This is a genomic window from Micromonospora sp. WMMA1949, assembly GCF_027460145.1.
In the GTDB taxonomy this organism is placed as follows: domain Bacteria; phylum Actinomycetota; class Actinomycetes; order Mycobacteriales; family Micromonosporaceae; genus Micromonospora.
This window is the reverse complement of sequence record NZ_JAPZBG010000001.1, coordinates 6,256,254-6,280,034: the sequence shown is the minus strand read 5'-3', so window position 1 is coordinate 6,280,034 and position 23,781 is coordinate 6,256,254. Positions and strand designations below refer to the sequence as shown.

Sequence of the window (23,781 nt, the reverse complement as noted above, 5' to 3'; positions counted from 1 at the left end):
GCGGCTACCGGTCCGTCGGCCGCTTCGGGGCCGGCGACGCCAGCCGGTCCGCGAGCCCGTTTGCCACCTCGGGGGCCAGCCGCGCCAGATTGAGTACGGTGTCCAGCGCGTCGTGCGCGTCCGACGTGTACCGCCGGATCACCTCACCGCGCTGTTCGTCGGCCGTCTTCAGCTGCCCGACCACGGTGTCGATCAGGGCGTGCCCGTCGGTGCGGACCCGGGCGACGAGTTCGTCGAACGCCTCCGGGTCCACGCGCCGGTTCTCGGTCAGCTTCTCCTCGAGCCGCCGGGCGCCGGCCAGCCCCGCCGCGAGTTCCTCCTCCAGCACCGTGGCCGCGTGGGTCACGGTCTCCGAGGTCTCCTCGGCCACCTTCTCGAAGCGCTCGTTCACGCGCTCACGCTTGCCGTCTGTCATGGGCGAAGTGTCACCGGACCAGGGACGACACACCAGGCGAGTGTCGCCATGGTGACTGAGCGTGGCCGACTCGGGTGGCCTTGCGGCCTGGGTACGGGTACTCAGCGCAGTACCGTCTCGTCGCTCATGTGCCGGCGTCGCGGCCTCGACAGGATTCTTGTCATGGCCGAGACGCTGCACCGACACGCCGCCGCGCGTACCGTCGACACGCCGCTGCCCGCCGAGGCCGCGCTGGCCCCCGCCGGCCGCGCCGTCGCCGCGATGGCCCGGCTCATCGCCCACCACCCCGCCGGCTGGCGGTGGCTGGCCCGGCGTCACCACCCGGTCCTGGACCGGCTCGCCGCCGCGAACGCGCGGTCGACCTGCGTGCGCGCCGCCCGGCGGGTGCCCGCCTACCAGGCGTTTTTGCGGGCCCGCCCGGGCGGCCTGCGCCGCCGGCTGCGGGACTTCCCGGAGACCGACAAGCGTGGGTACGTCATGGCGTACGACGCCTCGGCTCGCTGCCGGGACGGGCGGATGCCGGAGCGAGGCGTGGTGGTCGACGAGTCGGCCGGTTCGTCCGGGCGCCCGTTCAACTGGCCGCGCGGCGAGCGGGAACTGCGGGCGGTGCACCGCGACATCGTCGGCTACACCGGACTGGCGTTCCCGATGCGCCGGCCGTTCGTCATCAACGCGTACTCGATGGGCGCCTGGGCGACCGGCACCACCACCGGCGCGGCGATGGCCCGGATCGCCACCGTGAAGAACACCGGCCCCGACCTCGGGAAGATCGTCGACACGCTGCGCGAGTTCGGTCCCGGCCACGACTACCTGGTGACCGCGTACCCGCCGTTCCTCAAGCACCTGCGGGACCGGCTCGACGCCGAAGGCTTCCAGTGGTCGCGGTACCGGATCTTCGCCAGCTGCGGCGGCGAGGGCATGACCGAGGCGCTGCGCGACTACCTGGAGGAGCGGTTCGTGCGGGTGCGCTCGGCGTACGGGGCGTCGGACCTGACCATCGGCATCGGCGCGGAGACCCGGTTCACGGTGTGGCTGCGGCGGCGGCTGCGCACCGACGCGGGACTGCGGGCGGAACTGCTCGGCCGCGGTGAGCAGCGGCTGCCGATGGTGTTCCAGTACAACCCGTTCGCCACCTACCTGGAGACCAACGAGCGGCGCGAACTGCTGTGCACAGTGGCGAGCCCGGACGTGCTCCAGCCCCGGCTGCGCTACAACGTCGGTGACGAGGCGCTGCTGGTGCCGTACCGGCGGATCGTCGAGCTGGCCCACGCCGACCCGGTACGCCGCGCCGAGTTCCGTACCGCGGTCGCCGAGGAGCGGATGACGCTGCCGCTGCTGCTGCTGTTCGGCCGCAGCGACTCCACCGTGTCCTACCTGGGCGCGAACCTCTACCCGCAGGACGTCGAGTACGGCCTCTACACCGGCAACCCGTACGCCGCCGAGATCAACAGGTTCTGCCTCACGCTGCACGAGGACGCGGCGCTGGAGACCCGGCCGGTGATCCACGTCGAGCTGCGCCGCCCGCTGGACAGCGCGGCCCGCGCGGCGCTCGCCGACGCGTGCCGCGACGGGGTACGCGCGCACCTGACCTCGGTGTCGCGGGACTTCGCGCAGTCCCTGGTGGAGGACCCGACCGCCGGTGACCTGCGCGTGGAGCTGCACGAACCGGACGGCGGCCCGTTCGCCGGCATGCAGAAGATCAAGAACGTCTACCTGGTGAGGTGAACGATGCGTACCCGTGACTTCTCCCGCGCCCCGGCGCAGGCCCGCGCCGGCGCCATGTTCATCGGCGGCACCCGGTACGCGAACCCGCTGGTGCTGCTGCGGCTGGCCCCCGACTGGATCCGGATGGTGCGCGACATGCGCCGGATGTCCGGCTACTGCTGGCACACCGTCTACTGGCAGTTCCCGCTGACGCTCGGCACCATCGCGTTCTTCACCGACCGGGACGCGCTGCTGCGTTTCGCCCGCACGCGGCACCACCGCAAGCTGATGATGTGGCTGACCGACGGGGACCGCAACGCCACCGCCGGGTTCATCCGGCTCTACACCGCCTCCCCGGACGGCTACTCCAACGGCGCGTGGCGGGCCGAGGACGGCGCGATGGGCCACATCGAGCGGTTCACGCCGCTGGGCGCGGAGACGACCGGACCGGCGGTGCGCCGGTGACCGGCCACCGGTTCGAGCGCGTCACCGGCCGGCGCGGCCTGCGCGACTTCCTCGCCCTCACCGACCGGCTGTACGCCGACGAGCCCCGGTACGTGCCGACGCCCCGGCAGCAGATCCGCCGCTGGTGGCGCGACGGCGTGCCGATGTACGTGCTGCGCGACGCCACCGGCGCCGTGGCCGGGCGGACCACGCTGCACACCGACGCGGACCTCGACACCAAGCTGGGCCGCCGGTGCCAGCTGTTCGGGCTCACCGAGTTCACCGCTTCCGCCGCCCGGCCGCTGCTCGACGCGATCGCCGCACACGCGACACCCGGCCGGGACCTGCTGTTCGGGCCGGTGGCGCTGCTGCCCAACCAGGCCGGTGGGGTGATCACCTCGGGGTACGCCGACCGGGGCTTCGTGGACAGCGCGTGGAACCCGCCGCACTACCCGGAGGCGTACGAGGAGAACGGGTTCACCGGCCGGTTCGTCTCCGACACCTGGATCTGCCCGGTGCCGCCGCCGGCCGGGCCGCCGCCCGCGCTCGGCGTCCAGCCCGACGGCGCGCGGCTGGAGCTGCACCGGGGGAGCACCCGGCGGCTCGACGAGCAGCTCGACCTGCTGCGGGGGATGCTCAACGACTCCTTCGCCCAGCTCGGCTACTACACGCCGATCTCGGCAGCCCAGCTGCGGCGGCAGACCGACGGGCTGGCGTACCTGCTGGACGAGTCCCTGCTGCTCTACCTGACCCGCGACGGGCGACCGGTGGCGTTCGTGCTCTGCGTGCCGGACATCAGCGACTTCCTGGTCGCGGTGCGCGGTGACCTGAACCCGGTCAGCCAGTTGCGGCTGCTGGCCACCCGGCGCCGGTACCGGCGGGAGGCGGTGCTGATCGTCAAGGGGGTGGTGCCGGAGTTCCAGGGGCGCGGCTACCAGCGGCTGCTGTCGGAGCACCTGCACCGCAACCTGCACGACGGCGGCTACACGGCGCTGCGCAGCACGTACGTCGGGCGGGACAACCCGGCGTCCGCGGCCCAGTACCGGCGTCTCGGCGGACGCCCGTTGCACGGCTACACGTTCTACGCCAAGGAGCGGTGACCATGGACCTCGCCGCGTTCCGCGCGCTGGAGCCGCTGTGCTGGCGGGCGCCGAGCGCCCACAACACCCAGCCGTGGCGGCTGCGCTACGAGCGCTGGGCGATCACCGTCGGCTGGGACCCGGCCGACGCGCTGCCCGCCGGGGACCCGACCGGGCGGGACCTGCGTCTGTCGCTCGGCGCGTTCGTGGAGACCTGCCTGATCGTCGCCGCCGACGCGGGGCTGCGGCTGGACTGGGCCGCCGACCACGACGAGTCCGACCGGCGGGTGGGGCGGCTGCGTCCGGCTCGGCAGCCGTACCGGACGCCGTTCCGCACCGCCGACGTGTGGGACCGGCGTACCCACCGGGGCCGGTTCACCGGCGGCCCGGACGCCGACGTGGTCGCGGCGGTGGACGCGGTCGCCCGGCGGGCCGGTGGCACGGCCCGCGTCGTGCCGGCGGCCGGACGGCTGCGCGCGCTGCTGCGCACCGCCGACCGGCAGGTGTACGCGGACCCGGCGGTGGTCGCGGAGCTGCGCCGCTGGCTGCGCCTGGACCGGGCGGGCCCGCGCTACCGGACCGACGGGCTCTCCGACCGCTGCCTCGGGCTGGGCCGGGCGTCGGCCACCGGGCTGCGGGCGGCGCTCGCGGCGTACCCGGCGTTGCGTCCGCTCGGGCTGCCCCGGCTGCTCGCCGCCGCGGGCGGTGATCCGCTCGCGCAGGGCGGCGCGGTGCTGGCGCTCGTCGCCCCGCCGGATCTGGACGCGGCCGGCCAGGTCGAGTTCGGCCGCGTGCTGATGCGGACGTGGCTGACGCTGCACACGGCCGGGCTGGCCGCGCACCCGCTCAGTCAGCTCGTCGACGTCGCAGCCACCCGGGACGCGCTCGGGACGCTGCTGGACGTGGCGCCGGAGCGCATCGTGCACGTGGCCCGGGTGGGCCGGCCGGCCGCCCCCGCGCCCCGCTCGGCCCGGCGCGTGAAACACGGATCGGAACTGTTAGCGGTAACACCCCTTGACGCGATGTCACTTCATCCATGAGAGTCCATGTTGGCTGATGTGTCGCCCGGTCGGGAGCCCTGGGCGCGTAGTGGCAGAAACGCGGCGTCCGGGTGCGCGAGTAAAGCCTGTTAGCGATAACAGCGCCGTAGCGCACCCGGGCCCGCCCTCTGATCTGCGCGGTTGGGAGCAACCATGTCTGAAGTGACACGACGAAACATCATCAAGGCCACCGCGGCGGGCGCCGGTGCCGCGCTGGTGCCGGCCGCCTGGAGCGCCACCGCGCGCGCCGGCTCGGCGGCGCCACCACAGGTGCTGGCCGCGAACGACCTGGCACTCTGGTACGACGAACCGGCCGGCACCGACTGGCTGCGCGCCCTGCCGATCGGCAACGGGCGGCTCGGGGCGATGGTGTTCGGCAACATCGACACCGAACGGCTCCAGCTCAACGAGGACACCGTCTGGGCCGGCGGCCCGTACGACTCGGCCAACACCCGGGGCGCGGCCAACCTGGCCGAGATCCGGCGCCGCGTCTTCGCCGACCAGTGGACCTCCGCCCAGGACCTGATCAACCAGACCATGATGGGCAGCCCCGGCGGCCAGCTCGCCTACCAGACCGTCGGGGACCTCCGGCTCTCCTTCGGGTCGGCGAGCGGGGCGACGCAGTACAACCGGACGCTCGACCTCACCACCGCCACCGTCACCACCACGTACGTGCAGGGCGGCGTACGGCACCAGCGGGAGGTGTTCGCCAGCGCCCCCGACCAGGTCATAGTGCTCCGGCTGACCGCCGACCGGGCGAACGCGATCACGTTCTCCGCCGCGTTCGACAGCCCGCAGCGGACCACGGTGTCCAGCCCGGACGGCGCGACCGTCGCGCTCGACGGCATCTCCGGCTCGATGGAGGGGGTCAACGGCTCGGTGCGGTTCCTCGCGCTGGCCAACGCCGCCGTCACCGGTGGCACGGTCAGCAGCTCCGGCGGCACGCTGCGGGTATCAGGCGCCACCAGCGTGACGGTCCTGATCTCGATCGGCACCAGCTACGTCAACTACCGCACCGTCAACGGCGACTACCAGGGCATCGCCCGCAACCGGCTGAACGCCGCCAAGGGCGTCGCCGTCGACCAGCTCCGTTCCCGCCACCGCGCCGACTACCAGGCGCTGTTCAACCGGGTCACGATCGACCTGGGCCGTACCGCCGCCGCCGACCAGCCCACCGACGTACGGATCGCGCAGCACGCGAGCACGAACGACCCGCAGTTCGCCGCGCTGCTGTTCCAGTTCGGGCGCTACCTGCTGATCTCCTCGTCGCGGCCGGGCACCCAGCCGGCGAACCTCCAGGGCATCTGGAACGACTCGCTGACGCCGTCCTGGGACTCGAAGTACACGGTCAACGCCAACCTGCCGATGAACTACTGGCCGGCCGACACCACGAACCTGTCCGAGTGCCTCCTGCCGGTCTTCGACATGGTCAAGGACCTCACCGTGACCGGCACGCGGGTCGCCCAGGCGCAGTACGGCGCCGGTGGCTGGGTCACCCACCACAACACCGACGCCTGGCGAGGCGCGTCGGTCGTGGACGGCGCGTTCTGGGGCATGTGGCAGACCGGCGGGGCCTGGCTGAGCACGCTCATCTGGGACCACTACCTGTTCACCGGCGACAGCGGATTCCTGCAGGCCAACTACCCGGCGCTCAAGGGCGCCGCGCAGTTCTTCCTCGACACCCTGGTCGCCCACCCGACGCTCGGCTACCTGGTGACGAACCCGTCGAACTCGCCGGAGCTGGCGCACCACGCGAACGCCAGCGTCTGCGCCGGGCCCACGATGGACAACCAGATCCTGCGTGACCTGTTCGACGCCGCGGCCCGGGCCAGCGAGGTGCTCGGCGTCGACACCACCTTCCGGTCCCAGGTGCGCACGGCCAAGGACCGGCTGCCCCCGAGCCGCGTCGGCTCCCGGGGCAACGTGCAGGAGTGGCTCGCCGACTGGGTGGAGACCGAGCGCACCCACCGGCACGTCTCCCACCTGTACGGGCTGCATCCCAGCAACCAGATCACCAGGCGGGGCACCCCGGCGCTGTACGAGGCCGCCCGCAGGACGCTGGAGCTGCGCGGCGACGACGGGACCGGCTGGTCCCTCGCCTGGAAGATCAATTTCTGGGCGCGGCTGGAGGACGGTGCCCGCGCTCACAAGCTCCTGCGCGACCTGGTCCGCACCGACCGGCTCGCGCCGAACATGTTCGACCTGCACCCGCCGTTCCAGATCGACGGCAACTTCGGCGCCACCTCCGGCATCGCGGAGATGCTGCTGCACAGCCACACCGGCGAGCTGCACCTGCTGCCCGCGCTGCCGAGTGCCTGGCCCGCCGGGCAGGTAGCGGGCCTGCGCGGCCGGGGTGGCTACACGGTGGCGCTGGCCTGGAGCAACAGCCAGGCCGACGAGATCACCGTCCGCGCCGACCGCGACGGCACGCTGCGGCTGCGGTCCCGGCTGTTCACCGGCACCTTCACCCTCACCGACGTCACCGACGGCAGCACACCCGCCACCACCCGCCCGGAGTCCGACGTCGTCGCGTTCACCGTCCGGGCCGGGCGCACCTACCGGGCGGCCCGGCCCGGCGTGACGCCGTCGCCGACGGCCACACCGACGTCCACGCCGTCACCCACTCCGACCCCGACGCCGACCCCGACCCCGACCCCGACCGTCAGTTCCCCGGCGCCGTCCGGCGCGCGTGCCACGTACGCGATCACCGGCTCCTGGTCGGGCGGCTTCCAGGCCGAGGTCACGGTGACCGCCGGCGCCACCGCGATCCGCGGCTGGACGGTGTCCTGGACGTTCCCGAACGGCCAGGTGATCAACCAGATCTGGAGCGGCACGCACACCCAGAACGGCGCGAACGTGACCGTACGCAACGTCGACTACAACGGCTCGGTGCCGGCCGGCGGCTCCACCACCTTCGGCTTCATCGGCTCGGCCGGCGGCACCAACAACCCGCCGGCGAACCTCACCTGCACGACCAGCTGAGCACCGGCGCGCCCCGCCGCGGCCACCCGGCCGGGGCGGGGCGTACCGCCGGTCAGGCCAGCAGCGTCTCGCGCAGCCGCGCACCCAGGTTCAGCTCGCCGACCACCCGGGGACCCGCCGGGTCGTACACGGCGATGCGGTGGTTGCGGCGCATCATCTCCCGCACCGCGGGAGGCAGCCGGGGCGGGTCGTCCATCGTCGCGAGCACCCGGGCGCCGGTGCCCATCAGCCGCTCCACGAGCGTCGCGCTGTCGGTGTCCACACGCACCCGGCCGAACTCCCAGCCGGCCGTGGTCAGGTCGAGCACCTCGAACAGGCGCGTCACGAACGGCTGCGGGTCGGTCACCCGGTCCAGCCGGTCGGCTCGCCCGCCCACCACCGCCACGGCGGCGCTGACCTGCGCGTACGGGTGCAGCCCGCTGGGCAGCGCGCCGAGCGGCCAGCGCAGCGCGGGCCCGGCCTCCTTCCACAGGGGCCGGTAGTTGCGGCGGTGCACCAGCAGCCGCCGCCCGGTGCGCCGGAACACCTCCTGCGCCTGGGCCAGCAGGTCGGCGTGCGCCTGGTCGGCGGCCTCGCAGACAATCCCGGCGGCCACGACGAGACCGTCGTCATCGGACAGCAGCCGGGTGATCGCGTCGGCCTGCTCCGGGAACCGGAGGCGGGCGTGCGCCCCGTAGGACCGCCGCACGTCCCGCAGCAGCTCCTGCTGACGTGCGGGGTCCAGTTCGACCCGTCCGCCACCGAGCAACCGCTGGAGCCAACCCATCGCGCCTCGCTTCCGTCGCCGTCTGCGGACCGGGCAATGCTAGTTCGTCGGCCGATGCTCGTATGGTGACGGGGTGACCGATCGATCCCTGACCCTGATGGCGGTGCACGCGCACCCCGACGACGAGGCGACGAGCACCGGCGGCGTCCTGGCGCGCTACGCGGCGGAGGGCGTCACCACGGTGCTCGTCACGTGTACCGACGGGGGGTGCGGCGACGGTCCCGGCGGGATCAAGCCGGGCGACCCCGGGCACGACCCGCAGGCCGTGGTCGAGATGCGCCGCGCCGAGCTGGCGGCCAGCTGCGAGGCGCTGAAGGTCACCCACCTCGAGACGCTCGGCTACGGCGACTCCGGGATGATGGGCTGGGCGACGAACGACGCGCCCGGCGCGTTCTGGAACACGCCGGTGGCCGAGGCGGCCGACCGGCTGGCCGAGCTGATCCGGCGCTACCGCCCCGACGTGGTGGTCACCTACGACGAGAACGGCTTCTACGGCCACCCGGACCACATCCAGGCCCACCGCATCACCATGGCCGCGGTCGAGCAGACCGGCATCCCGGCCAAGGTCTACTGGACCACCGTGCCGCGCAGCGCGTTCCAGCAGTTCGGCACCGTCATGCGGGAGATCGGGGTGGAGTTCCCCGAGCCGGAGGCGACAGACGAGATGCCGGCGCTGGGCCTGCCCGACGAGGAGATCACCACCTGGGTCGACACCCGCGGCTTCGGCGGGCAGAAGTTCGCCTCGCTCGCCGCCCACGCCAGCCAGGCGGAGAACATCTTCTTCCTGCGCCTGGGCCAGGAGCGGTTCACCGAGCTGATGGGCATGGAGACGTTCGTGCGCGTGCGCGACACCACCGGCGCGCCGACGCCGGAGGACGACCTGTTCGCCGGGTTGCGCTGACCGGTCGCGGGCCCGGCCCGGGGCGGTCATCGGCTCACGTCGAGACGGTCTGCGCGGCCAGGTGCTCCAGCACGGCGCGGACGTCCCCGCCGGTCGCGGCCATGATCCGTCGTTGCCGGGTGGCGCCGGTGCCGTCCCGGCGCACCCGCTCCAGCTCACGCCCGACCAGATCCAGGTCGCCGTGGCGGGTCAGTGCGGGCGTGACGGTGACGACGAGGTCGTCGACGAGGTCCCAGGCGGGCCGGGGCCGCCCGGTGCGCAGGTCGACGAGCTTGCCGTCCACGCCGTCGTGCGCGGCCCGCCAGTGCGCGGCGGCGACCAGGCAGTCCCGGATACGGGGAGCCGGCACGCCCGCGCGGACGTCGTCGATCAGCGTCGCGACGAGCGCCCGGACCAGCCCGGCGACCAGCACGGTGTCGTCGACGGTGGGGCAGACGTCGCCGACGCGGACCTCCACAGTGGGGTACGACGCAGACGGGCGGGCGTACCAGTAGACCATCGCGGCGTCGAGCATGATCCCGGCGGTGATCAGGTCCGCCACCGTGGCGTCGTAGTCGGCGGCGGAGTCGAAGTGCGGCGTCGGTCCGATGCTCGGCCACCGTTCCAGCTGCATCGAGCGCCAGCTCGCGTGGCCGGTGTCCCGCCCGTCGTGCAGCGGCGAGTTCGCGGTGAGCGCCTGCACCACCGGCAGCCACGGGCGCAGGTGGTTGCAGACCTGCACGGCGAGTTCCCGGTCGGGCACGCCGACGTGCACATGGCAGCCGCAGACCGCCGGGTCGTGGGCGACCGGGCCGAACCGGCGGGACATGTCGTGGTAGCGCTGCTCGTCGGGCACCGTGCGGTGGGCCTCGCAGACCGGCGTGGCGCCGACCGCGACCAGTCGCGCCCCGGCCGCGTCGGCCGCCCGGGCGGCTGCCCGGCGCAGCGTGACCAGGTGTTCCCGCAGGTCCGCGAGATCGGGGCTGACCGGCGTGACCATCTCCACCATGCTGTGCCGGAACTCCTGCCGGCTCTGCTCGCGGGCGGTGCCGGAGAGCGCGCGGCGCACCCGGTCGGCGACCGGCATGCTCTCGCCGGTGTCCGGGTCCAGCAGCAGGAACTCCTCTTCCACCCCGAGGGTCAGGACGGTGGGGATCTGCGGGGTGGTGGTGGCGGTGGTGGTGGGCCGCGGCCTCACCGACGGCTCCACCGGCACGGAACGGTCGGCGTGTCGTCGTGAGGCGGAGTCATGTCTCGACGGTACGAGGACAGGGCCCGGCCCGAGGCCGTTTCCGCCGACCACCGCCCCCGCGGGTGGCGGGGGCGGTGGCGCTACGGGTCAGCAGTCGAAGTAGAGCGCGAACTCGTGCGGGGTGGGCCGCAGCCGGACCGGGTCGACCTCGTTGGTGTTCTTCCAGTCGATCCAGGTGGAGATCAGGTCGTCGGTGAAGACCCCGCCGTCGAGCAGGTAGTCGTGGTCGGTCGCCAGCGCCGCCAGCGCCTCGGACAGCGAACCGGGCACCTGCTTGACGTCGCCCCACTCCTCCGGCGGGAGGTCGTAGAGGTCCTTGTCGATCGGGGCCGGCGGCTCGATCTTGTTCTTGATGCCGTCGAGGCCGGCCATGAGCATGGCGGAGAAGGCCAGGTACGGGTTGCTGGACGGGTCGGGAACGCGGAACTCGACGCGCTTGGCCTTGGGGTTGCTGCCGGTGACCGGGATGCGGGTGCAGGCGGAGCGGTTGCGCTGCGAGTAGACGAGGTTGACCGGTGCCTCGAAGCCGGGGACGAGACGACGGTAGGAGTTGATGGTCGGGTTGGTGAAGGCGAGCAGCGAGGGTGCGTGGTGCAGAAGGCCGCCGATGTACCAGCGGGCGGTGTCGGACAGGCCGGCGTAGCCGGTCTCGTCGTAGAACAGCGGTTCGCCGCCACGCCAGAGGCTCTGGTGGGTGTGCATGCCGGAGCCGTTGTCACCGAACACCGGCTTCGGCATGAACGTGGCGGTCTTGCCGTGCGCCCACGCCTCGTTCTTGATCAGGTACTTGAACAGCTGAAGCTCGTCGGCCGAGTGCAGCAGCGTCGAGAACTTGTAGTTGATCTCCGACTGGCCGCCGGTGCCCACCTCGTGGTGCGACCGCTCCACTGTGAAACCGGCGTCCACCATCCGGCGGACCATGCTGTCGCGCAGGTCGGCGTAGTGGTCCACCGGCGGCACCGGGAAGTAGCCGCCCTTATACGCGGTCTTGTAACCGCGGTTGCCGCCCTCCTCGACCCGCCCGGTATTCCAGGCGCCCTCGATCGAGTCGATGTAGTAGAACGACTGGTGCGCGGAGGTCTCGTGGCGGATGGAGTCGAAGATGTAGAACTCCGCCTCCGCCCCGAAGTACGCGGTGTCGGCGATGCCGCTCGCCGCCAGATACGCCTCGGCCTTCTTCGCGACGTTGCGCGGATCCCGGGAGTACGCCTCCCTGGTGAACGGGTCGTGGACGAAGAAGTTCAACGCGAGCGTCTTCTGCGCGCGGAACGGGTCGATGAACGCGGTCGACACGTCCGGCAGCAGCAGCATGTCCGACTCGTGAATCGACTGGAAGCCGCGGATCGACGAGCCGTCGAAGGCGAGACCGTCGCTGAACACGCTGTCGTCGAACGACTCGACCGGCAGGTTGAAGTGCTGCATCACGCCGGGCAGGTCACAGAAACGTACGTCGACGAACTTCACGTCCTCGTCGGTGAGGTATCGCAGGAGTTCCTCGGAATTGGCGAACACACGTCCTCCTGGCAGGCGTCGTTGATCCTGGCCACGTCCCGTGGCCGGACCGCCCGGGGACATGGCCCGTACCGCCACCGTACGACGACACGCCGTGCCCGGCTCGCCAACCGCCCATCCGGGTTTCCTTCGCCACAGCCCGGGTAGTCGCCGTACCCGGCGGACCGCCCGGGAGACGACGCGGCGGGAGGTTGGCATGGTGGGTGCTCCGCGACTGACCGGTGGACGCTGAGATGTGCGGGATCAGCGGTGAGGCCAGATTCGACGGGGCCGCCCCCGACGCCGCCGCGGTGACCAGGATGACCGCGGCCATGCGCTCCCGCGGCCCGGACGGCGAGGGTGCGTGGAGCGACGGCTGGATCACCCTCGGGCACCGCCGGCTCACCGTGATCGACCTGTCCGAGGCCGGTGCCCAGCCGATGGTCCGCGACGACCTCGGCCTGGCCCTGGTGTTCAACGGCTGCGTCTACAACTACCCGGACTTGCGCGACGAGCTGCGCGCGGCCGGGCACACGTTCCACAGCACCAGCGACACCGAGGTGATCCTGGTGGCGTACGCGCAGTGGGGGGAGCGGTTCGTCGACCACCTGGTCGGCATGTTCGCCGTGGCGCTGGTGGACCGGCGCCGCCGCCGCCTCGTGCTGGCCCGCGACCGGCTCGGCATCAAGCCGCTCTACCTCGCCGAGTCGCCCGGCCGGCTCCGGTTCGCCTCCACGCTGCCGGCGCTGCTGGCCGGCGGCGACGTGGACACCGGCATCGACCCGGTCGCGCTGCACCACTACCTGTCCTGGCACTCCATCGTCCCGGCGCCGCGCACGATCCTGCGCGGCATCCGCAAGCTGCCCCCGGCCACGGTGCGGGTGGTCGAGGCCGACGGGCGCAGCCGCGAGCGCGTCTACTGGCGGCCCGAGTACCGGCGCGACCCGGCCCACGACGGCATGGACGCCGCCGACTGGCGGGCCGCCGTCGGGGACGCGCTGCGCACCGCCGTACGCCGCCGGCTGGTCGCGGACGTGCCGGTCGGCGTGCTGCTCTCCGGTGGCCTCGACTCCAGCATGATCGTGGCGTTGCTGGACCGCGCCGGACAGCACCACCTCCAGACGTTCAGCATCGGTTTCGACAGCCGCGGCGACGAGACCGGCGACGAGTTCCACTACTCCGACCTGGTGGCCCGCACGTTCGGCACCGACCACCACCGCATCCGGCTCGCCGACGGCGACCTCGGTCCCGCCGTACGCGCCACCGTCGCGGCCATGACCGAACCGATGGGCAGCCACGACGTGGTGGCCTTCCACCTGCTCTCCGAGCAGGTCGCCAAGCACGTGAAGGTGGCGCAGTCCGGCCAGGGCGCCGACGAGGTGTTCGCCGGGTACGGCTACCACCACCGGCTGGCCGGCGCGGCTCCCGAGGACGCGGCGGCCGGGTTCACCGCCGCGTTCTTCGACCGGGACCACGCCGAGCTGAACCGGGTGGTCGACCCCGCGTACGCCTGCGAGCACGACGCCAGCGGCGAGCTGGTCGCCGCGGACCTGGCCGCGCCCGGCGCGCAGACCGCCGTGGACGCGGTGCTGCGCCTGGACACCCACCTGATGCTGCCCGACGACCCGGTCAAGCGGGTGGACAGCATGAGCATGGCGTGGGGGCTGGAGGTACGGACGCCCTTCCTCGACCAGGACCTGGTCACGCTCGCCGCGGCGTGCCCGCCGGAGCACAAGCTGGCCCAGGGCGGCAAGGGTGTGCTCAAGGAGGTGGCCCGCGAGGTGCTGCCGGCCGAGGTCATCGACCGGCCCAAGGGCTACTTCCCGGTGCCGGCGCTGCGCAACGTCGACGGTCCCGTGCGAGAGTTGGTGGTCGAGGCGCTGGGTGCGCCCGAGGCGCGCCGGCGCGGGCTGTTCCGCCGGGCGTACGTCGACGAGCTGCTGGCCGAGCCGGACCGGGCCCAGGCCGCCGCCGGCAGCAACAAGCTGTGGCAACTGGGCCTGCTGGAGCTGTGGTTGCAGACGCACGGCGTGAGCTGAGCGGGGCGGGAGGAGCACGATGAAGTTCGTCATCGAGAGCGAGGCCGACGGCACTGTGGGATTCACCGTCGTCGGCGGCGACGGTCAGGTGCTCGCCACCGGGACGCCCTGCCCGGACAAGGGCTCGGCGCTCGCCGTGGTCGGGGAGCTGATGCACGGGCTGGGCGACGCGTGCCTCGAGGACCGGACCGAGGCCGGCGCCGGGCCGGTGGCCGGCACCCGGACCGAGATCGGCGACGACATGTCGGACATCGGCCGCTCCGGCATCCCGCCGGTCTGACCGTCGACACGTCCCGGCGTCGACGAGGCTCCGCCGGTGTGAGCGCGACACGTCCCGCCCGGCCGGCGAGCCGGGCGGGACGGTGCACTCACTGCTCGTCGTCGAGCACGTCCGTGTGGCCGTCCCGGGTGACGGTGGGCGGCAGGTGCTCGTCCGGCTGGGGCGCCTCGGCGAGCGTGTGGTGCGGGTCGCCGTCGGGCGAGAACAGCACCCGATCGGTCTTGCGGGTCTTCTCCTGCTCCTCCTCCGGCTCCGTCACCGCGTTCTCCCTCCGCTCACCGGCGCCCCGGGCAGGCCGCCCCTCGTCCCACGCTAAGCGCCGGACGGGCGCCGGGAGCCGGTTTCCCGCGACGGCCCGCGGTCACCCACCGGGGCGGTACGGCCGCTAGGGGCGGCCCACCTCGGGCTCGCCGCCACGGACGGTAGTGCCAGCCCTTTGCCCGGCATGACCCACCCCGCGCCCTTTGCTTTGCCGCCATCGACGCATCAGTGACTCACGGCCACTGCCGCGTATGCGGCTGCAGAGCAAAGGGCGCGGAGGTGCATGGGCGCCGCGGGCGACCCGTCGCGCATCTGCGCTGCTCAGCGGCGGTACGGTGAGAAATCGGTCATCCGACCGGGCCCGCGCCCCGTTACCCTGTGTGATTCCGCGGGATCGGTGCCGCCGTAACCGACAGTCACGATCCGGGCCGGGGCACCCGCCACCGGCGCCACGGTGGACGGCCGGCGGATCAGGTGGCCTGCCAGTCGCGGACCAGATCGGCCACTGTGGCCTGCCGCGACGCCGGGTCGGGCCGGGTGGCACGGTCGACGACCGCGCGCTCAAGAGCACTGCCCCGCCAGCCGGCCGGCCCGTCGAGCAGGTGGTGCAGCGTCCGGCCCAGCGCATGGACTGTCGTGCGCTCGTCGATCGTCGCGCCCCGGGTCAGCTCCTCGGGCGACAGGTAACGACGGGAGCCGGGCAGCCGGTCGGAGTCGAGCACGAACGGCCCCGGGCGGTACTCGTCCAGGTCGATCAGCCGCATCCGGCGGGCGTCGAAGTCGTAGAGGAAGCAGCCGTCGTACAGGTCGACAGCGACGTACCCGGCCGCGCTCACGGCCAGGTGGGCGTCGAGGATCGTGTCCAGCGCCGCACGGACCTCGGCGACCGGCAGCCGCTGGAAGCGGGCCAACCCTCTCCGGTCACTGCCGCCGCCGGTGGTGGCGTGGTTGAGCACGACGCCGTCGCACCACGGGTACACCAGCGTCGGCCCGCCGACTCCACGCCGTAGGAGACGCACCCGGAGTCCTGATCGCCGAAGACCACGAACGCGCCGGCCGGGTCGAGGTTCCACACCCGTCGAGGCTACGACGGGGCCGGGCGCACCAGGCCCCCGTGACTAGTCCACCACCTCGATCACGTCGGCCGGCGCGCGGCGCGGCGCGGGCGGCAGATCCCCGTCCGGGCCCCAGCCCACGCGCACCACCAGGTACGGATCGCCGATGCCCGCCAGCAGGTCGCGCATCATCCGGCGTGGCCAGGCCACCTCCACGGCGTCGCTGAGCGGCGCGCTGGCCAAGCCCTCGGCGGTGGCGGTGAGCAGCAGCGCCGACAGGGCCTCGCCGCCGCGCAGCCAGGCCGCCGGCTCGTCGGAGTCACCGAACAGGATCAGGTACGCCGCGCCCCGGTCGAAGTCCGTGCCCGCGCTGAGCCCGGCCGCCTCGCCGGGGGCGTAGTCGCGCAGCGGCACCCGCCGAGGGGACGGTCGCACGGCGGTGGTGGCGGGCACCCCGTCGCCGCTGCCCGCCGGCCGGTGGGTCCAGTGGTGCAGCTCCTCCCGGTACGCGGGGTCGGCCAGCTCCGCGTCCGCCGCGCGCCCGGTGGAGACGGCGAGCATCGGCATCTGGTCCGGCCGGACCACGTGCAGGTGCGCGCCCTCGGCCTCGACGGCGTCCCCGAGCCGGGACAGCACCGCCTCCGGCACCGGCCGGTCCCCGTACGCCCGGCGGTCGGTGCGGCGGCGCGGGATGGCGTCGACCAGGCGACCCGCCGGCACGTCCAGGTCGGCGGGGCCGGTGGTACGCACCCGGGCCAGCAGCGACGGCTCGGGCAGCCGCTCGACGGTGACCGCCCACCCGGCCGCCGCCAAGGACACGCGCGCGTGGTGCAGGGCGGCGCCGCAGCTCAGCATGAGCAACCGGCCGTCCGGGTCGGTGTGGGCGAGTTGCCGGTCCGGCTCGACGCGCAGCTCCAGCACGTCGCCGCTGATCCGCCAGCGCCAGGGCTGGGTGTTGAACACCGACGGGGCGTGCAGGGACTGCCGGGCGGCCGCCTCCAGCACCCGTACCCTCGGGTCCTGGTCGGTGCGGGTCGATGAGCTGTTCATGGCGGCCCTCCTGGTTGCTCGTCCCCTTCCGACCCTGCCCGCCGCCGTCGCGGGCGGACAGGGCCGGAGGTCCCGGCCGCAGAGGGCCGTGCGCCCCGGCGCGGCGTCAGGTGTCGTCCGGCTCCGGGGGTACGGCGAGAGCGATGGTGAGGTCGAGGACCGTGGCCGGGTCGTGCAGCCGGTCGCCGAACAGCTCCCGCAGCTTGCCCATCCGGTAGCGGACGGTCTGCGGGTGCACGAACAGGTCGGCTGCCACGTCGTCGCGGCGTCCCTGGTGCAGCAGCCACGACCGCAGCGTCTCGGCCAGCCGGTGCGCGGTGGCCGGGGGCAGCGGTGCCAGCGGCGCGAGCGCCTGCGCGCGCAGGTCGGCCAGGGCCTCCGGGTCCATGCTGAGCAGCAGCGTGGCCAGGTGGCGTTCGGTGTCGACAGGCCCGGCGTCCGGCTCGCCGAGTCCCAGCGCGAGCGCCCGGGTGGCCCGCTGGTACGACGCGGCGACCCGGTGCCAGGGCCGGGCCGGGCCGAGCACCGCCCGGTGCCCGTGCAGCAGCCGGGTGAGCTGGCGGCGCCGGCCGCCGTGCATGTCCGGCACCAGCAGGACGGCCAGATCCTCGACCGAATTCACGCCGGGCAGGTCCTCCCCGCTCTCCAGCGTGTACGGGCTGAGCAGCGCCAGCACCGCGCGCAGGTGCCGGCGGGGCAGCAGCACCACTGTCAGCGTCTGCGGCGGCGGCCAGTCGGCGCGCTCCGCGCTGCGCCGCAGCGACTCCTCCGGCTCGCCGGCCAGCAACTGCTGGGTGAGCCGTTCCAGGCTGCGGCGGCGCATCCGGCCGGCGCTCGCCAGCTCGTCGGCGTGCCCGGCCACGCTCGCCGCGGACAGCTCGTCGATGTAGGCGAACATCAGCTCGGCGAACTCGGCCACCGTCTCGGCGGCCAGCCCGCTCCGTACCGTCGTGGTGGACACCTCGCGCCAGGCCACCCGGGCGCCCACCCGGTACGCGGCCAGCAGCGCGTCCATGCTGCGCCCCGAGCGGGCCTCGCCGCTGCCCAGCGCGTACGCGGCCTCCAGCGCCGGGGCCAGGGGAGTGCTCGGGTCGAACGCCTGGGTACCCTCGATGAGCTGGAGGAACGTTCCCAGCGCGATGCGTACCGCGTTTTCGATCTTCGCTCGCATGGCGCCGGTGAGCGCGCCGGAGTAGTCCGGTACCTCGGCGGTGATCGCGGAGACCGTCCGCTCGGCCACCATCGGCAGCCGGGCGCGCAGCGTCTCCGCCACCCCGGCGTCGAGGTTGAGGTGCGCGGCGCGCTGCCCCGTACCGGCCTCCGACGTCATCGTTGTTCCCTCCGAACAAAAAACCGGGACTGTTTCACCTTTGACGGTCAAGATGTTATGCGATCGGGCGGTCACGCTGGTCATATGACCACAACTGCCTCCCGCCGCCCTCAGAAGGTCACCTTCCGGGACAGGCTGCTGCGGCTGGCCGGAGCGGTCACCACACCGGTGCTGCCCGACGACTATCTCGACCTGATCGCGCCCCTGCGCGCCGGCGCCCCGCTGCGCGGGCGGATCGTCGCCGTCCACCCGGTGACCCGCGACGCCGCCACGCTGGTGATCCAGCCCGGCCGCGCCTGGCAGGGCCACACCCCCGGGCAGTACATCCGCCTCGGCGTGGACGTCGACGGGGTGCGCCAGTGGCGCGCGTACTCGCTCACCTCGCCGCCGGACGCCACCGACGGCCGGATCTCCGTCACGGTGAAGGCGATCCCCGACGGCAAGGTCAGCAACCATCTCGTACGCCGGATCCGGCCCGGCACCATCGTGCACCTCGACCAGGCCCAGGGCGAGTTCGTGCTGCCCGCCGCGACGCCCGAGCGCGTCCTGTTCCTCACCGCCGGCAGCGGCATCACCCCGGTCATGGGGATGCTGCGCTCCGGGCTGGCCGACCGGGCCGACGTGGTGCTCGTGCACTCGGCGCCCACTCGCGACGACGTCATCTTCGGCGCGGAACTGCGCGCGCTCGCCGACCGCGGCGCGCTGCGGCTGATCGAGCGGCACACCGACACCGACGGCCTGCTCGACGTCACCGAACTCGCCGGCCTGGTGCCCGACCACCTCGACCGGGAGGCGTGGGCCTGCGGACCGATCGGCATGCTCGACGCGGTTGAGGGGTACTGGTCCTCGAACGGCCTCGTCGAGCGGTTGCACACCGAGCGGTTCCGCCCGACGGTGATCACGCCGGGCGAGGGAGGCACTGTGACCTTCACCGGGGCGGGGGTGACCGTCGAGTCCGACGGCGCCACCACCCTGCTCGACGCGGGGGAGAACGCCGGAGTGCTGATGCCTTCCGGATGCCGGATGGGCATCTGCTTCGGCTGCGTCGTACCGCTGCGCCAGGGCGCCGTCCGCGACCTGCGCAACGGCGACGTCACCACGGCCGTACCGGGGGACGGCGTGCTCGTCCAGACGTGCGTGTCGGCCGCCGCCGGTACCTGCGACATCGATCTCTGAACAGGAGCCACCCAACGTGACCGTCATCCAGAAGAAGGCCGTCAACCCGATCGCCCACCTGAGCGCCGAGGACATCGAGATCATCGGCAAGGAACTGGACGCGATCCGGGACCGGGTCCTCGCCGACCGGGGGGAGCGGGACGCCCGCTACATCCGCAAGGTGGTCAAGACCCAGCGGACACTGGAGATGAGCAGTCGGGCGGTGCTGCTGTTCTCGCTGTTTCCGCCGGCCTGGGTCGTCGGCACGGCCGGGCTCACGGTCGCCAAGATCCTGGAGAACATGGAGATCGGGCACAACGTCCTGCACGGCCAGTGGGACTGGATGCGCGACCCGAAGATCCACTCCACCACCTGGGAGTGGGACCACGTCTCCCCGGCCGACCAGTGGAAGCAGTCGCACAACGAGCTGCACCACCGCTACACCAACGTCGTCGGCAAGGACAACGACCTCGGGTACGGCATCATGCGCGTCGACGAGGACCAGCCGTGGCACCCGATGCACCTGGGCCAGCCGCTCTGGAACCTGCTCAACGCCATGTTCTTCGAGTACGGCATCGCCGCGTACGACATGGAGCTGGGCGACCACCTCAAGCAGCGCAAGCTCAAGGACCCGAAGTTCCGGGCCAAGGCCAAGGCCGTCGGCCGCAAGATCCGCCGCCAGGTGCTCAAGGACTACGTGGTGCACCCGCTGCTGTCCGGCCCGTCGTTCCTGTCCACGCTCGCCGCCACGTTCACCGCGAACCTCCTGCGCAACGTGTGGAGCCACTCGGTGATCATGTGCGGGCACTTCCCGAACGGCGTCGAGACGTTCGAGAAGACCTCCATCGAGGGCGAGACCCGGGGCGAGTGGTACCTGCGCCAGATGCTCGGCTCAGCCAACATCAGCGGCAGCCGCCTCATGCACATCATGACCGGCAACCTGTCGTTCCAGATCGAGCACCACCTCTTCCCCGACCTGCCCAGCAACCGCTACCAGGAGATCGCCCCGCAGGTGCGGGCGCTGTTCGACAGGTACGGCCTGCACTACACCACCGGCCCGCTGCCCAAGCAGGTCGCCTCCGCCTGGTGGAAGGTCATCCGCCTGTCGCTGCCCAACCGCAAGGACAGCCGGCAGCCGGTCGCCCCGGCCGCGCTGGCCTCCTCCGGTACGGCCTGACCCGCCCGTTCGGTGCACGGCCGGTGAACTTACACCGGCCGGCACCTGACCATCCGCTGCACGGTCGGCGTCACCCCAGCTCAGGGCCGTTTTCGCGGCCGTCGTGACAGTCGCGCCTCCCCGTACACTCGCGCCCGTCCGGGCGTACGGGTGAAGGGGTGTTCGACGATGCGGCTTCGCCGGCGCGTGGTCATGCTCGTCGACAACGCGGTCGACGGTGACTCGCGGGTGCAGAAGGCGGCCCGCTCGGCCGCCGACGCCGGCTGGGACGTCACACTGATCGGCTGCGCCCACGTCGACGCCGAACGCCACTGGCGGCTCGGCGACGCCGAGGTACGCGTCCTGCCGCTCGCGGCTCCTCGCGCCACTGGACCGACCGTCTCCGGGCCGCGCGGCGTGTCCGGGCTGCGGGCGCAGCTGGTGGCCCGGGGCGGCCTGCCGTTGCGCGCGGCGCGGCTGGCCCGCCGGCCCGTCGAGCACGCCCAGGTCCGCTACTGGCGGGCCCGGCTGCGCGACGGGGCATGGCGGCGGCTGGAGCCCGGCCTCTGGGACTACGAACGGGTCGCCGGACCCGTCGTCGACGACCTGCGCCCCGACCTGATCCACGCGCACGACTTCCGGATGCTCGGCGTGGCCGCCCGCGCCGTGGACCGCGCCCGCGCCGCCGGACGCGACATCAAGCTGGTCTGGGACGCGCACGAGTGGCTTCCCGGCGCGCGGCCCCGTCGCGACAACGTCCGCTGGCTGCCCGCCCACCTCGGCTACGTCCGCGAGTACGCCGGTCACGCCGACGCGGTCGTCACCGTCTCCGACACGCTCGCCGACCTGCTGGTACGTGACCACGCCCTGCCCGAACGCCCGACCGTGATCCTGAACGCCCCGGTCACCGCCGCCCCCGAGCCGGTCGCTCCCGAGCCGGCTGCTCCCGAGCCGGCTGCTCCCGAGCCGGCTGCTCCCGAGCCGCCCGCTCCCGAGCCGCCCGCTCCCGAGCCGCCCGCCTCCGAGCCGCCCGCCCTCGAGTCGGCCGCCTTCGAGACCGCCGACCTGGCCGCTCCTGACCTGCGGCAGCGGTGCGGTCTGCGCCCGGACACGCCGCTGCTCGTCTACAGCGGGGCGATGGCGGTCCAGCGCGGCGTGGGCACCGTGGTCGAGGCGCTGCCGCTGCTGCCGGGCGCACACCTGGCGCTTGTCGTCGCCGACCCGGCCGCCGCCTACGTCCGCCAGGTCGCCGCCCGCGCGGCCCGACACGGGGTGGGCGACCGGGTGCACGTGCTGCCGTACGTGCCGCACCGCCACCTCGTCGCGTTCCTCGCCACCGCCGACATCGGGCTGATCCCGCTGCACCACTGGCCCAATCACGAGATCGCGCTGATCACGAAGTTCTTCGAGTACGCGCACGCGCGGCTGCCGATCGTGGTCAGCGACGTCCGCACCATGGCCGAGACGGTCCGCGCCACCGGCCAGGGCGAGGTGTTCCGCGCACGCGACGCCGCCGACCTGGCCCGCGCCGTCCGGACGGTGCTGGCGGATCCGGCCCGGTACCGCGCCGCGTACGAGGGCCCGGACTCGCCACTGCCCGGATGGACGTGGGAGGCGCAGGCCGAACGCCTCGACGCCCTCTACCGCCGCCTGCTCACCCCCACCCGCTGACGCCCACCACCCACCTCCTGCCACCCACAACCCGCCACCCGCCACCCACCACCCGCCACCCGCCCGGGTGGAACACCATGGGTGTCTCCGGCCCGTTTTGACACCCATGTCGTTCCACCCGCACCTCGGGGGCCGCATGAACAACTCCACCTCGGCGAAGTGGCGGTATCCGAAGGGCGTCGACCCCGCCATTTCTGGGGAGTGGTGTCGATCTTGAGCGGGCGGGCAGGCACGGGGGCGCGCGGAAAAGGGGTGGGCGGGACGGGGCGGCCGGGCTAGCGTCGAAGTATGCAGAGCAGGCGCACCTTCACCGCCGCAGCCGCGCGAGCTTCCCGCTCGCCGGTTGCCGCCGCCTGACCTGCCCCACACCCACGCCGGCGACCGGAAACGGTCCGCCGGCGTCGTCGTGTCGACGCCAACGCGCGCGGCGGGCCGTCCGGTCACCCGTACCCGGAAGGCACCCGCCATGACACCCGACGACATCACCCGGACGTTCCTCGACCACTACCACCGGCACGGCCATCAGGACGCGCCGGAGAGTTCGCTCGTTCCGCCGCCCGGTGACCCGGTGCTGTTCACCACGTCCGGCATGCACCCGCTCACGCCGTACCTGCTGGGGCGCCCGCACCCGGGCGGACGGCGACTGGCGAACGTGCAGCGGTGCCTGCGCACCACGGACCTGGACGAGGTCGGCGACGACACCCACCTGACCGTGTTCCAGATGCTCGGCTCGTGGTCGCTCGGCGACTACGACATCGCGACCAGCCTGCGCTGGGGCTTCGACCTGCTCACCGACGGCTTCGGCATCCCGCCGGGGAGGCTGCACGCCACGGTCTTCGGCGGCGGCAACGGTGAAGGGCCGGACGACACCGCGCGGGACACCTGGACCGGGCTCGGCGTGCCGGTGGAGGCGCTGGGGGAGGACAACTGGTGGTCCAACGGCCCGACCGGCCCCTGCGGACCGGACTCGGAGATCTTCGTGTGGACCGGTGACGGCCCGCCCACCGGCACACCCAGCACCGACGCGCGGTGGGTGGAGGTGTGGAACCACGTGCAGATGCGCTACCACCGGCACCCCGACGGGCGGCTCACGCCACTGCCACTGTCCAGCATCGACACGGGCATGGGCCTGGAACGGCTGGAGATGGTGCTGCGCGGCGACCGGTCCGTGTTCACCGGCGACGGGCTGCGCCAGTGGGTGGAGGCTGTCCGTGACCGGTGGGACCTGCGCGGTGCGGACCTGCGCGTGGTCTCCGACCACCTGCGGTCCGCGGTGGTCGTGCTCGGTGACGGGGTACGCCCCGGCAACACCGGCCGCGGGTACGTGCTGCGGCGGCTGCTGCGTCGCGTGCTCACAGTGCTGTGGCGCGACGACCCGGCGCGCACCCTGGACGACCTGCCACCCCAGGTGTACGCGGACACGCTGCGCCGGTTCCGCCAGCTGCCCGGCCCGGGCACGCCGCCCGGCGAGCAGCCGGTCGACGTCGGCTCGCTGCACGCGACGCTGGTGGACGAGGAACGCCGCTTCCGCGGGCTGCTGCGACGCGGACGGCCGCTCGTCGACCGGGTACGGGCGCGCGGCCCGCTGACCGAGCGCGACTACCACTGGCTGCACGACACCCACGGGCTGCCCCGCGACCTGGTCGACGGCCTGCTCGCCGAGGCGAGCTGAGCGGTGGCCGCCCGGCCGGGCCGGTGCCAGACTCGGAGGCGGACGCCACGCGAGGGAAG

The 23,781-nt window shown here is 73.1% G+C and carries 20 protein-coding genes; 12 read left to right on the top strand and 8 right to left on the bottom strand.

What is annotated here, in order from left to right:
* Positions 1-4: 4 nt before the first annotated feature.
* Positions 5-415 (bottom strand): hypothetical protein, encoded by a 411-nt coding sequence (locus O7607_RS29445; protein WP_269706712.1) that lies wholly within the window; start codon positions 413-415, stop codon positions 5-7.
* Positions 416-577: 162 nt separating this feature from the next.
* Between O7607_RS29445 and O7607_RS29440 the strand changes: the two genes are divergently transcribed.
* The 5 genes from O7607_RS29440 to O7607_RS29420 all read left to right on the top strand — a co-directional run bounded on the left by O7607_RS29440 (position 578) and on the right by O7607_RS29420 (position 7,664).
* On the top strand, positions 578-2,140 hold the full coding sequence (locus tag O7607_RS29440) for a phenylacetate--CoA ligase family protein (protein ID WP_269706711.1): 1,563 nt from the start codon (positions 578-580) through the stop codon (positions 2,138-2,140).
* 3 nt (positions 2,141-2,143) lie between these two features.
* Positions 2,144-2,584, top strand: a complete 441-nt coding sequence (locus tag O7607_RS29435; protein WP_013285846.1) for a hypothetical protein — start codon at positions 2,144-2,146, stop codon at positions 2,582-2,584.
* Positions 2,581-3,663 (top strand): hypothetical protein, encoded by a 1,083-nt coding sequence (locus O7607_RS29430; RefSeq protein ID WP_269706710.1) that lies wholly within the window; start codon positions 2,581-2,583, stop codon positions 3,661-3,663. The genes O7607_RS29435 and O7607_RS29430 overlap by 4 nt, the downstream gene beginning before the upstream one ends.
* A 2-nt stretch (positions 3,664-3,665) precedes the next feature.
* Entirely contained in the window at positions 3,666-4,682 is a 1,017-nt protein-coding gene (locus tag O7607_RS29425; RefSeq protein WP_269706709.1) for a nitroreductase, read from the top strand.
* Between the two features lie 153 nt (positions 4,683-4,835).
* On the top strand, positions 4,836-7,664 hold the full coding sequence (locus tag O7607_RS29420; protein WP_269706708.1) for a glycosyl hydrolase family 95 catalytic domain-containing protein: 2,829 nt from the start codon (positions 4,836-4,838) through the stop codon (positions 7,662-7,664).
* A gap of 52 nt (positions 7,665-7,716) precedes the next feature.
* Here the strand turns inward: O7607_RS29420 and O7607_RS29415 are convergent, their stop codons facing one another.
* Positions 7,717-8,430 (bottom strand): hypothetical protein, encoded by a 714-nt coding sequence (locus O7607_RS29415; RefSeq protein ID WP_194800028.1) that lies wholly within the window; start codon positions 8,428-8,430, stop codon positions 7,717-7,719.
* A 73-nt stretch (positions 8,431-8,503) separates the two neighbouring features.
* Here O7607_RS29415 and O7607_RS29410 point away from each other — a divergent pair, with 73 nt between their 5' ends.
* Positions 8,504-9,331 carry a PIG-L family deacetylase gene (locus tag O7607_RS29410; protein WP_269706707.1) on the top strand — a complete coding sequence of 276 codons (828 nt, stop codon included), beginning with the start codon at positions 8,504-8,506 and terminating at the stop codon, positions 9,329-9,331.
* A gap of 34 nt (positions 9,332-9,365) precedes the next feature.
* Here O7607_RS29410 and O7607_RS29405 read toward each other — a convergent pair whose 3' ends face one another.
* Both O7607_RS29405 and glnA read right to left on the bottom strand, forming a co-directional pair.
* A complete protein-coding gene (locus O7607_RS29405) occupies positions 9,366-10,508 on the bottom strand; it encodes a carboxylate-amine ligase (protein ID WP_269706706.1) in 1,143 nt (380 codons plus the stop codon).
* Between the two features lie 141 nt (positions 10,509-10,649).
* Positions 10,650-12,074 carry a type I glutamate--ammonia ligase gene (glnA, locus tag O7607_RS29400; RefSeq protein ID WP_269706705.1) on the bottom strand — a complete coding sequence of 475 codons (1,425 nt, stop codon included), beginning with the start codon at positions 12,072-12,074 and terminating at the stop codon, positions 10,650-10,652.
* Between the two features lie 233 nt (positions 12,075-12,307).
* Here glnA and O7607_RS29395 point away from each other — a divergent pair, with 233 nt between their 5' ends.
* Both O7607_RS29395 and O7607_RS29390 read left to right on the top strand, forming a co-directional pair.
* On the top strand, positions 12,308-14,092 hold the full coding sequence (locus O7607_RS29395; RefSeq protein WP_269707110.1) for an N-acetylglutaminylglutamine amidotransferase: 1,785 nt from the start codon (positions 12,308-12,310) through the stop codon (positions 14,090-14,092).
* 19 nt (positions 14,093-14,111) lie between these two features.
* Positions 14,112-14,372, top strand: a complete 261-nt coding sequence (locus tag O7607_RS29390) for a hypothetical protein (RefSeq protein WP_269706704.1) — start codon at positions 14,112-14,114, stop codon at positions 14,370-14,372.
* Positions 14,373-14,460: 88 nt separating this feature from the next.
* On the opposite strand, the gene O7607_RS29385 is transcribed toward O7607_RS29390, so the two are convergent.
* The 4 genes from O7607_RS29385 to O7607_RS29370 form a co-directional block, all read right to left on the bottom strand.
* On the bottom strand, positions 14,461-14,631 hold the full coding sequence (locus O7607_RS29385; RefSeq protein ID WP_013285860.1) for a hypothetical protein: 171 nt from the start codon (positions 14,629-14,631) through the stop codon (positions 14,461-14,463).
* A gap of 472 nt (positions 14,632-15,103) precedes the next feature.
* The gene (locus O7607_RS29380; RefSeq protein WP_269706703.1) at positions 15,104-15,652 is read right to left on the bottom strand and encodes a serine/threonine protein kinase; all 549 of its coding nucleotides are present in this window, start codon (positions 15,650-15,652) and stop codon (positions 15,104-15,106) included.
* A gap of 99 nt (positions 15,653-15,751) precedes the next feature.
* Positions 15,752-16,738: an Acg family FMN-binding oxidoreductase gene (locus tag O7607_RS29375; RefSeq protein WP_269706702.1), complete on the bottom strand. Its 987-nt coding sequence runs from the start codon at positions 16,736-16,738 to the stop codon at positions 15,752-15,754.
* Positions 16,739-16,844: 106 nt separating this feature from the next.
* Positions 16,845-18,068, bottom strand: a complete 1,224-nt coding sequence (locus O7607_RS29370; RefSeq protein ID WP_269706701.1) for a PucR family transcriptional regulator — start codon at positions 18,066-18,068, stop codon at positions 16,845-16,847.
* A gap of 84 nt (positions 18,069-18,152) precedes the next feature.
* On the opposite strand from O7607_RS29370, the gene O7607_RS29365 reads away from it, so the two are divergent.
* The 4 genes from O7607_RS29365 to O7607_RS29350 all read left to right on the top strand — a co-directional run bounded on the left by O7607_RS29365 (position 18,153) and on the right by O7607_RS29350 (position 23,722).
* Complete coding sequence (locus O7607_RS29365; protein ID WP_269706700.1) at positions 18,153-19,244, top strand: ferredoxin reductase; 1,092 nt, start codon at positions 18,153-18,155, stop codon at positions 19,242-19,244.
* Between the two features lie 16 nt (positions 19,245-19,260).
* Positions 19,261-20,400: a fatty acid desaturase family protein gene (locus tag O7607_RS29360; protein WP_269706699.1), complete on the top strand. Its 1,140-nt coding sequence runs from the start codon at positions 19,261-19,263 to the stop codon at positions 20,398-20,400.
* Between the two features lie 192 nt (positions 20,401-20,592).
* Entirely contained in the window at positions 20,593-22,050 is a 1,458-nt protein-coding gene (locus O7607_RS29355; RefSeq protein ID WP_269707109.1) for a glycosyltransferase family 4 protein, read from the top strand.
* Between the two features lie 466 nt (positions 22,051-22,516).
* Positions 22,517-23,722 carry an alanine--tRNA ligase-related protein gene (locus O7607_RS29350; RefSeq protein ID WP_269706698.1) on the top strand — a complete coding sequence of 402 codons (1,206 nt, stop codon included), beginning with the start codon at positions 22,517-22,519 and terminating at the stop codon, positions 23,720-23,722.
* The last annotated feature ends 59 nt before the right edge of the window (positions 23,723-23,781 follow it).